This is a genomic window from Mesorhizobium sp. M7A.F.Ca.AU.002.02.1.1, from assembly GCF_003998535.1.
GTDB classification, from domain to species: Bacteria; Pseudomonadota; Alphaproteobacteria; order Rhizobiales; family Rhizobiaceae; genus Mesorhizobium; species Mesorhizobium ciceri.
Window position 1 is genome coordinate 1 of sequence record NZ_RZPB01000188.1, and the last position, 8,982, is coordinate 8,982.

The 8,982-nt window shown below is 62.5% G+C and carries 9 protein-coding genes; 4 read left to right on the plus strand and 5 right to left on the minus strand.

The features are described 5' to 3' along the window. The 3 genes from EN879_RS13980 to EN879_RS13995 all read right to left on the minus strand — a co-directional run. A partial coding sequence (locus EN879_RS13980) for an NADP-dependent oxidoreductase (RefSeq protein ID WP_164774407.1) occupies nt 1–441 on the minus strand: 441 nt, incomplete at its 3' end. 212 nt (nt 442–653) lie between these two features. After that, complete coding sequence (locus EN879_RS13985; RefSeq protein WP_027162069.1) at nt 654–1,010, minus strand: SPW repeat protein; 357 nt, start codon at nt 1,008–1,010, stop codon at nt 654–656. Between the two features lie 645 nt (nt 1,011–1,655). Then, nucleotides 1,656–2,633: a hypothetical protein gene (locus tag EN879_RS13995; protein WP_063168781.1), complete on the minus strand. Its 978-nt coding sequence runs from the start codon at nt 2,631–2,633 to the stop codon at nt 1,656–1,658. A gap of 584 nt (nt 2,634–3,217) precedes the next feature. Here EN879_RS13995 and EN879_RS14000 point away from each other — a divergent pair. Next, nucleotides 3,218–3,931, plus strand: a complete 714-nt coding sequence (locus tag EN879_RS14000) for a DNA helicase (RefSeq protein WP_013530139.1) — start codon at nt 3,218–3,220, stop codon at nt 3,929–3,931. 20 nt (nt 3,932–3,951) lie between these two features. Here EN879_RS14000 and EN879_RS14005 read toward each other — a convergent pair whose 3' ends face one another. Beyond that, nucleotides 3,952–4,899 (minus strand): hydrogen peroxide-inducible genes activator, encoded by a 948-nt coding sequence (locus EN879_RS14005; protein WP_013530140.1) that lies wholly within the window; start codon nt 4,897–4,899, stop codon nt 3,952–3,954. 265 nt (nt 4,900–5,164) lie between these two features. On the opposite strand from EN879_RS14005, the gene katG reads away from it, so the two are divergent. Together katG and EN879_RS14015 are read left to right on the plus strand one after the other, a co-directional pair. After that, on the plus strand, nt 5,165–7,360 hold the full coding sequence (gene katG, locus EN879_RS14010; RefSeq protein ID WP_063168780.1) for a catalase/peroxidase HPI: 2,196 nt from the start codon (nt 5,165–5,167) through the stop codon (nt 7,358–7,360). A gap of 182 nt (nt 7,361–7,542) precedes the next feature. Continuing rightward, complete coding sequence (locus tag EN879_RS14015; RefSeq protein WP_013530142.1) at nt 7,543–8,100, plus strand: GNAT family N-acetyltransferase; 558 nt, start codon at nt 7,543–7,545, stop codon at nt 8,098–8,100. Between the two features lie 8 nt (nt 8,101–8,108). Here the strand turns inward: EN879_RS14015 and EN879_RS14020 are convergent, their stop codons facing one another. Further along, complete coding sequence (locus tag EN879_RS14020; RefSeq protein WP_013530143.1) at nt 8,109–8,525, minus strand: helix-turn-helix domain-containing protein; 417 nt, start codon at nt 8,523–8,525, stop codon at nt 8,109–8,111. A 105-nt stretch (nt 8,526–8,630) separates the two neighbouring features. Here EN879_RS14020 and EN879_RS14025 point away from each other — a divergent pair. Next, nucleotides 8,631–8,982, plus strand: a 352-nt coding sequence (locus tag EN879_RS14025; protein WP_206520947.1) for a heavy metal-associated domain-containing protein, incomplete at its 3' end; no start/stop codon positions are given.

The following is an 8,982-nucleotide window of genomic DNA, read 5'->3' on the forward strand; positions in this document are numbered from 1 at the left end:
GCCATGGATGAGAACCCGTTGTCCGGATTTGAGGCCGCCATGATCGAAAAGGCCTTGCCATGCGGTGATGCCGGCAAGCGGCACCGCCGCGGCTTCGACATGGCTTAGACGATCCGGTTTGGCAGCCGCCTCCGTCGCCTTGACCACGACATATTCGGCATTGCCGCCCCGGTCATGACCAAGCATCGCAAACAACGGGTCGCCCTTCTTCAACGTATGCGCCCGCGTACCGCATATTTCCACCGTGCCGGATACGTCGCGCCCGAGCGTGACCGGCAGGGTCTCGCTCACCGACCCTTCGCGGGTCTTGTAGTCGATCGGATTGACGCTTGCGGCGCGGACCCTGAGCACAACCTCGTCGTCAAGGGGCTGAGGCGAGGGGACCTGATCGATCGAAAGAACCTCAGGTCCGCCAAAAGCGTGGATGCGGATTGCTTTCATGTCGGCATACCTCCTGTTGTCTGGCTTTCGGCGACGCTGTCTGCAGGGCTGTCGTCAGCGGCTGTGCAGCCGAGGTTGCGGCGGCAGGCACGCTGGCCTCCCGGCGGGCCACCGTCAGATGATTTTCCACCATCATCGGCGACCCAGCGGGATGCCAATTTGTCGGCGGCCAATCCGTCACGATCAGGCCGCCGCAAGGACGCCCAGTCCTGCTAGGCCGTAGACTGCGTCGGCGGGTTCTGGTTCATCATCCACAGCTCGATCGCAGCCAGAACCGCGACCAGAACGCCGATTACAACATGCACGCCCATGGCTGTGGTTGCCTGGAATCCAAGCACCCAGGGAGACACGACTACCCAAAGACCCACAACGAGGTTCAGCCATTCCTCCCAGACAGCAAAGGCGAAGAGGGCGGCAACCGAAAGCACGACAATCACGATGCCGCTGCCCATGGCATTCTGGGACTGTGTCCCTGCCGCGAAGGCGAATATCCATGGAGAGAAGAAGAGAATTGCTCCGAGGACCAGATTTGCTACGTCACAGAGCTTGGCATTTGACCATTGGTTCATGATTTTCTCCATCAAGCGTGCTCTCCACGCTTCCGAAGCTCAATCGGCGGCCTTGAAACCGTCGGTCACATGGCGGCAAGGCTACAACCAGACTTGCTGGCTTTCTAACTGGAGAGCAGGCCGTTGGTTCCAACCAATCGGCCTGGCACGGCACCGGGAACTCTCCTCGCCAGGAGCATTCAGCCACTCCCGATCCGTTCGCGACATACAACGCGGCGGGAAGATGCGAGGCGCAGGCGATTACCCATGTGATCGCCTCTCGATCATAGTCGTCACCCGGAGCGCCAGTCCTCGAAGAAGACGTTCAATGTAAGCGTGATGTGTTCGCGTTCTGGCAGCCTTCTGTGCCGCTTCCTTCCTGCCGCGGGTACCCTTGGTCCGCACTGCCTTGCGCGCGGCGGCGGAACGACCGGATGCGCCTTTCGTTTCGGCGGCCTTCTCGGCGGCGGCCGCCCGCGCCATGGGCGCGCGTTGTCTCTGGGGACCAACGCGCCGAGGTTACAAATGAACCTATCCCAGCCTTTGGCTTGCCGACATCGACGACGCGCGGGGAGTCAGACGCTGGCAAACCTCGGAGATCGGGATCGATACCGGTTCACGACGGGTTGCTGATCAATGCGCATGGTTCGCATGCCGAAGCGGACGTCACGGCTGCGTGCAAATCGGCACTGGCTGCGGCGGCGGTGCCGGATGATCCTTCCTGTATTGGGCGATGATCGGCTCGAGGGTCTTTCGCGGCCAGAATTTCGGTGTGCCGATTTCCTTCAGGCAGGACGCGTTCCAATAGGCGCCCGGCTGTGAATGGTTGGCTGCGACCGCGGCGATGTCGCGCGATTCCGGGTAGATGTAGAGCGTCGTCGGATTGTCCTTGACCATCGGGATAATCTGCTGCGCATCCGCCGGCGACCAACTGGTGCAGCCATTGCTGCGGCCGCCGGCATAATCCACCAGCTTGCCGAACGGTACGAAGCCGTCATGGTCGGCATGCGAGCTGTTCGGATTTTTGCGCAGGCACAGGCCGTGCAGCACCTGGGCCGCGTGGCCGCCGATCACCCGCTGCCTGGCGTTCGCGGCTTCGCCTTCGCCGTCGAACTGGATGAAGGTGCGCTGGAAAGCCACGTCCCGTTTCGCACCAGTGCGGTAATAACCCTTGAACGAGGTTTTCGCCTCGCGGGTCATATAGGCGCCGCCGGCCGTCAACGATGAATCCATCGCATTGCCGAAGTTCCTAGCGCACCGCTTGCCATTCGAAAAATCGACGACGCCCTTCAGATTCCGCCCGCTGCCATGACCCGACGAAATCGCGCGGAAGGACTCGCTGGCCTCGCAGATGACGTAGTAGCGGCGGCCGAGCACGCCATTGCCCAGATCGCTGGGGCGTGTCGCATCCATGGCGAAGTAGCAGGGGTTCTTGACGGCCCCTTGGGCGACCTTCTTCCGATAAAGCGCGCGGGCTCGTTCGAGGACAATTTGTGAGATCTGGCCCTCGCTGTTGCCGACATGAGCCTGCAACCAGGCCGGAACGTCAGATGATGCGGCAAAGGATCGAGCCGACACCGTCACGGCGATGACGGCGACGAAAAAGCTGGCGACGACGCCCAGACAAACAGATCTCAACCGCACCGGATCAATTCTCCTGTCGAAGCGAATGGCGATTTCTTGCGGTATTGCCGCGAGAATCGATCATAGATGGCCTCGCATTATCAGGCGAAACACATCTTGTTTAGCGCGCCCGCATGAAGATCCGCAAAGCAGGTCGACGCATGCAACGGCCCTACGCCGACATGCTGGCTCCAGGCTTGCGGCGGACGTCTTCGTATCCTTGAAGCAGGGCAACGAACTCGGGTTGGCGGGTTCCTTCGAGCTCGTCGGCGCGTTGGCTGACGGAGCATCAAACGAAAAACCCGCCTGTGCGGCGGGCCATCGGCGCAAATCAGCACCATGGACAAATATGTACCATAGCTGAGTGCAGGGAGTCAAGAAAAAATTCCTATCGCGAAAAGCCGCGGGTTCGGAACCTGATCTCTCGAGTTCCGCGATTTTCGATACGCAGGGATTGAGCTATCATCTGATTCTGGCGTGGCTCACGCCTCCTCCCTCCGCCGGGAAAGCATCATCCATGCAGGGCTCTCTCATCACCGAACCAACTGTTCGAGCGCTTGGCATAAGGAGGGGTTGCGAAAACGGCTCGCACCAGGAGGTTTGTCATGAAGCTGTCCGCGCCCATCTATCATCTGAAGCGTCAAGCCAGGCTGTTGTCCCGCGAGGCCAAAATTCCGCTCCACGAAGCGCTTGACCGTGTTGCAGTACGGGAAGGCTTCGCCAGTTGGAGCCTGCTTGCGGCCAAGGCAGCCGGGGCGGCGCCTGCCGGCACACTGTTTGCGCAACTTGCGCCCGGCGATCTGGTCCTGGTGGGTGCACGACCCGGCCACGGCAAGACGCTGATGAGTCTCGAACTGGCAATCGAAGCCATGAAGTCCGGCAGTCGGGGCGTGTTCTTCACGCTGGAGTATACGCAGCGGGATGTGCTCGACCGATTTCGAGCCATCGGGGCAGACCCGGTGCAGTTCAACGACCGGTTCGTGTTCGACAATTCCGACGCCATCAGCGCCGACTACATCGTCAAGGCATTGGGCTCGGCGCCGCGCGGCACGCTGGTGGTGATCGACTACCTGCAACTGCTCGACCAAAAGCGGCAAAATCCGGAGCTGATGGCGCAGGTTCGCACGCTGAAAGCGTTTGCCGGCGACAGGGGATTGATCCTCGTCTTCATCTCGCAGATCGACCGGTCCTACGACCCGGCGCAGAAGCCGGTTCCCGATATCGGCGATGTGCGGTTGCCGAACCCTCTGGATCTGTCGCTGTTCAACAAGACCTGCTTCCTGAACAAGGGCGAGATCCGGTTCCACGCGGCAGGCTGACGATCGGGTCAGCCAAGCCTTCATTGGGCGGCTGCTACCAAGTTCAGCTCAACCGATGCCGGATTGTGCTGCGCGCGCAACGTTTCGGCCGCCTGGCGAACCACTTCGGATATAAGCATCAGCTGTTTGGCGATCGGGCTTGTCTTGCGCCAGATCATGCCGATCGTCCGCGACGGTTGGGGGTTGGCAAAGTGGGCGACAGACACCGCCGCCGAGCGCGTCTCCACCGGCACGGCCATTTCGGGAATCAAGGTGACGCCGACACCGGCGCCGACCATCTGCACCAGGGTCGACAGCGAGCTGCCGTCCAGCAACTCCCTTGGCCGCGCCGAATGCATGTTGCAGAACGACAGCGCCTGGTCGCGAAAACAATGGCCTTCCTCCAGCAGGAGCAGCCGCATCTCGCGCAGCATTTCGCGGTTGGGGACCGGCTTTCCCTCGTCCTCGCCGGGCCGGACCAGCACGAAGTTCTCGGCAAACAGCACGATTTCCGTCAGCGAGGGTTCCGACACCGGCAAGGCGACGATGGCCGCGTCAAGCCGGCCGTCGGCCAGTTCCTGGATCAGCTTTTGCGTTTGCGTTTCGCGCACGTGGATATCGAGCCCGTCATGCATGCGGGCGAGGTTGCCGATGATGGCAGGCAGGAGGTAGGGTGCGATCGTCGGGATCACGCCGATGCGCAACCGTCCCACCAGCCGGTCGCGCGAGGCGCGGGCCAGATCCGTCAGCTCATCCACCGAGCGCAGGATGTCGCGGACGCGCAAGGCGAATTCCTCGCCGAAATTGGTCAGCCGGACCTGGCGTGGGCCTCTTTGGAAAAGCTCCGTGCCCAGCGTTTCCTCCAACTCCCGGATCTGCACCGAGATGGCGGGCTGCGAGATCGAGCAGGCATCGGCGGCGCGGCCGAAATGATTGTGCCGGGCCAGCGCCTCGAAATAACGCAGCTGCTTCAGCGTCAGGTTTGTCATAATGTCATCTTATCGCTGCAATCAGGAAATCCAACTTAAATTAATCAAGCGGCTTTGCTATAGGAGTCGTAACGAAGATGAGGAGCAGCCGGGACCGCCTGGTGAGGCGCATGCCCGCAGCAACAGGACATCCAACATATTCGGTCGCGTATCGGGCTCAGGTCATCGCGCCAGCCATGAAACGGACCGCCTACAGGGACATTTTTGTGTCCCTGTTCACGCAGCAGTTGAACAGCTCAACACAGCCACGATCGGAGAGAAGAACATGGACGCACAGACCGATGATCCCAGTGCCGGCAAATGCCCCGTTGCGCACGGATCCTCCAGCAGGACGAACCGTGACTGGTGGCCGAACCAACTGGACCTTGGCGTTCTCCATCAGCAGTCGAACCTTTCGGACCCGATGGGCGAAGAGTTCGACTATGCCGAGGAATTCAAGTCGCTCGATCTCGATGCGGTGATCAAGGACCTGCACCAGGTGATGACGGATTCGCAGGATTGGTGGCCGGCCGACTTCGGCCATTACGGGCCGCTGTTCATCCGCATGGCCTGGCACAGTGCCGGCACCTACCGCATCGGCGACGGCCGTGGCGGCGCCGGGGCCGGCCAGCAGCGTTTTGCTCCGCTCAACAGCTGGCCGGACAATGCCAATCTCGACAAGGCGCGCCGGCTGCTGTGGCCGGTCAAGCAGAAATATGGGCGCAAGATCTCCTGGGCCGACCTGCTGATCCTCACCGGCAACGTCGCGCTGGAATCGATGGGCTTCAAGACCTTCGGTTTCGCTGGCGGCCGCGCCGACGTCTGGGAACCCGAACAGGACGTCGATTGGGGTTCGGAAACCAAGTGGCTCGACGACAAGCGCTACTCCGGCGACCGCGAACTCCAGGGCCATCTCGGCGCCGTCCAGATGGGACTGATCTATGTCAATCCGGAAGGGCCGAACGGCAAGCCGGATCCGCTGGCCTCGGCACGCGATATTCGCGAGACGTTCGGCCGCATGGCCATGAACGACGAGGAGACCGTGGCGCTGATCGCCGGCGGCCACACCTTCGGCAAAACCCACGGCGCCGGCGATGCCTCGCTTGTGGGTGCGGAGCCGGAAGGCGCCGGCATCGAGGCGCAGGGCCTCGGCTGGTCGAGCAAGCATGCCACGGGCATCGCCGGCGATGCCATCACCTCGGGCCTCGAGGTGACCTGGACCACGACGCCGACCAAGTGGAGCAACAACTTCTTCGACAATCTGTTCAACTTCGAATGGGAGCTGACCACGAGCCCGGCGGGCGCTCATCAGTGGACGCCGAAGGGCGGCGCCGGCGCCGGAACCGTGCCGGATGCCCACGATCCGTCCAAGCGCCGCGCGCCTGCCATGCTGACGACCGATCTCGCGCTGCGGGTCGATCCGGCCTACGAGAAGATCTCGCGGCGCTTCCATGAGCATCCGGACCAGTTCGCCGACGCCTTTGCCCGCGCATGGTTCAAGCTGACCCATCGCGACATGGGTCCGGTCGTTCGCTATCTCGGCCCGCTCGTGCCCAAGGAAGAACTGATCTGGCAGGATCCGATCCCCGCGGTCGACCACGAACTGGTCGGCGAGCAGGACATTGCGTCGCTGAAGGCGAAGATCCTGGCATCGGGCCTGTCGGTTTCCGAATTGGTCTCGACGGCGTGGGCCTCGGCCTCGACGTTCCGCAATTCCGACAAGCGCGGTGGTGCCAATGGTGCACGCATCCGGCTGGCGCCGCAGAAGGATTGGGAGGTTAACCAGCCGGCGGAACTGTCGAAGGTGCTGGCCAGGCTGGAAGCCATCCAGAAGGAGTTCAACGCGGCACAGACCGGCGGGAAAAAGATCTCGCTGGCCGACCTCATCGTTCTCGGCGGTGTCGCCGCTGTCGAGAAGGCGGCGAAGGATGGCGGCCACGAGGCCAAGGTGCCGTTCACGCCGGGTCGCATGGATGCTTCGCAGGAACAGACGGATGTCCATTCCTTTGCCGCGCTCGAGCCGAAAGTCGATGGCTTCCGCAACTATGTCAGGGGCAAGCAGCCGATGTCGGTCGAAGCCATGCTGGTCGACCGGGCGCAATTGCTGTCGCTGACCGCACCCGAAATGACGGTGCTGGTCGGCGGTCTTCGTGTGCTCGGCGCCAACACGGCCAACTCGAAGCACGGCGTGTTCACCGACCGGCCGGGTACGTTGACCAACGACTTCTTCGTCAACCTGCTCAGCATGAACACGGTCTGGGATCCGGCCGCCGGCTCCGACGAAGTCTACGAGGCGCGTGACCGCAAGACCAAGGCGGTCAAGTGGACCGGCACCCGTGCCGACCTGATCTTCGGCTCGCACGCCCAATTGCGCGCGCTTGCCGAGGTCTACGGGTCGGCGGACGCCAAGGCGAAATTCACCAGGGATTTCGTTGCGGCATGGACCAAGGTGATGAACGCCGACCGCTTCGACATCGCCTGAGATCGCTAAAGGTGCTCCGGCGCGGCCGCGCCGGATCGCCGGTCCTCCCAAGGACACAACGCCAGGGCCGCGTTTCCAGTGATGGGAGCGCGGCCTTTGTCGTATGGGGCCGCGCTTTGGTGGACCGTGCCTCCCTGGTCAAGCATGCTATTTTGTGGGCATCGCGTCTGCACCGGTGCACCATGATCGAAATCGTCAAACCCGCGTTCGAACATCTGCCGTCCTACAAGGCGGCACTCGAACGCGGCTGGTCGCCGGACAATGTGCGATTGCTGGAAGCGACGCGCGAGCAGCTTGCGGCAATCGAAAGGGATCCCGTGGCTTTTCTCGCCGACCTCGATGATCCCCAGGCCAGGGGCGGTCCGATCACCTTGCCTGACGGCAAAAAGGTGCCGCGCCTGCCAGGCTTCCGCCGCTGGATCTGGGACGGCGAGGCGTCGGGCTCGATCGGCTTTCGCTGGCAGAAGGGTACGTCGGACCTGCCGCCGCATGTGCTCGGCCATATCGGCTATGCGGTGGTGCCGTGGAAGCGGCGGCGCGGCTACGCTACACAGGCGCTGCGCCTGATGCTGGAGGAGGCGAGGGCGGTCGGCCTGGCTCACGTCGAGATCACCGCCAAACCGGGCAATCCGGCCTCGCACAAGGTGATCCTGGCCAATGGCGGCAAGCTCGTCGAACGCTTTTTCGAGGACGCCGCCTATGGCGGAGCGGAAAGTTTGCGGTTCCGGATCGAGCTGTAGGATGTATCTCAACCATGCTCATCGGCGCACAGCGCATGATCCGACAGCGCGCGGATGACGTAGCAGTCGCCGACCGTCTGGCCATTGCAGCACGTGGCGATGCGTTCGAGCTCGGCCTCGAGCCGCTTCAACTGGGCAATCTTTTCCCGCACCGAGATCAGTTGCTCCTCGGCGATCTTGTCGGCGTGGCCGCAGGGTTGCTCGGGGTGGCCGCTCAAATCGATCAGAGAGCGGATGTCCTCGACGGCGAAACCGAGATCGCGGGCGTGGCGGATGAAGGCCAACCGCTCCAGCTCCTGCCTGGAATAGCGGCGCTGGTTGCCTTCCGAGCGCTCGGGTGCGGCAACAAGGCCCATCTGCTCGTAGTAGCGGATGGTCGGCACCTTGACCCCGGTGCGGCGCGAGAGATCACCGATCGAAAACATGAATTGCCTCTTGAAGCTCTAGTGACTAGAGCAATTACAGTGCCTGACATCAGCGTTCAAGACCCATGCGGCGACGCCGCGCGGGCAAGACAGACAGGTGATGTGATGACGGCGCCCCTCGACCAGGTAAAAATCAGGCAGACGCGGTTCAAGATCGGCGGCATGGATTGCGCCTCTTGCGCAACCAAGATCGATACGGCGGTGCGTCGCCTAGACGGCGTCGCCGATGTCTCGGTTTCGGTGACCGGTGCCAGCATGACGGTCAGCCATGGCGGCGCGTTGCCGGAAGGCAGGGTGCTGCAGCAGGTGGCTCGGCTCGGCTACGGCATCGTCAGGGCAGAGGCACATGTATCGCCGATGTCAGACAAGGCGCACGCCGATCACGTCCACAATGACCATGAAGGCCACGATCATGCGAGCCACGATCCCGATCCCGATCATGGCCATTCCGAGACCT

Bases quoted from the DNA above. Each gene is read 5' to 3' on its own strand.
- EN879_RS13985 (WP_027162069.1), bottom strand. From the start codon at position 1,010: ATGAACCAATGGTCAAATGCCAAGCTCTGTGACGTAGCAAATCTGGTC.
- EN879_RS14000 (WP_013530139.1), top strand. From the start codon at position 3,218: ATGAAGCTGTCCGCGCCCATCTATCATCTGAAGCGTCAAGCCAGGCTG.
- EN879_RS14005 (WP_013530140.1), bottom strand. From the start codon at position 4,899: ATGACAAACCTGACGCTGAAGCAGCTGCGTTATTTCGAGGCGCTGGCC.
- katG (WP_063168780.1), top strand. From the start codon at position 5,165: ATGGACGCACAGACCGATGATCCCAGTGCCGGCAAATGCCCCGTTGCG.
- EN879_RS14015 (WP_013530142.1), top strand. From the start codon at position 7,543: ATGATCGAAATCGTCAAACCCGCGTTCGAACATCTGCCGTCCTACAAG.
- EN879_RS14020 (WP_013530143.1), bottom strand. From the start codon at position 8,525: ATGTTTTCGATCGGTGATCTCTCGCGCCGCACCGGGGTCAAGGTGCCG.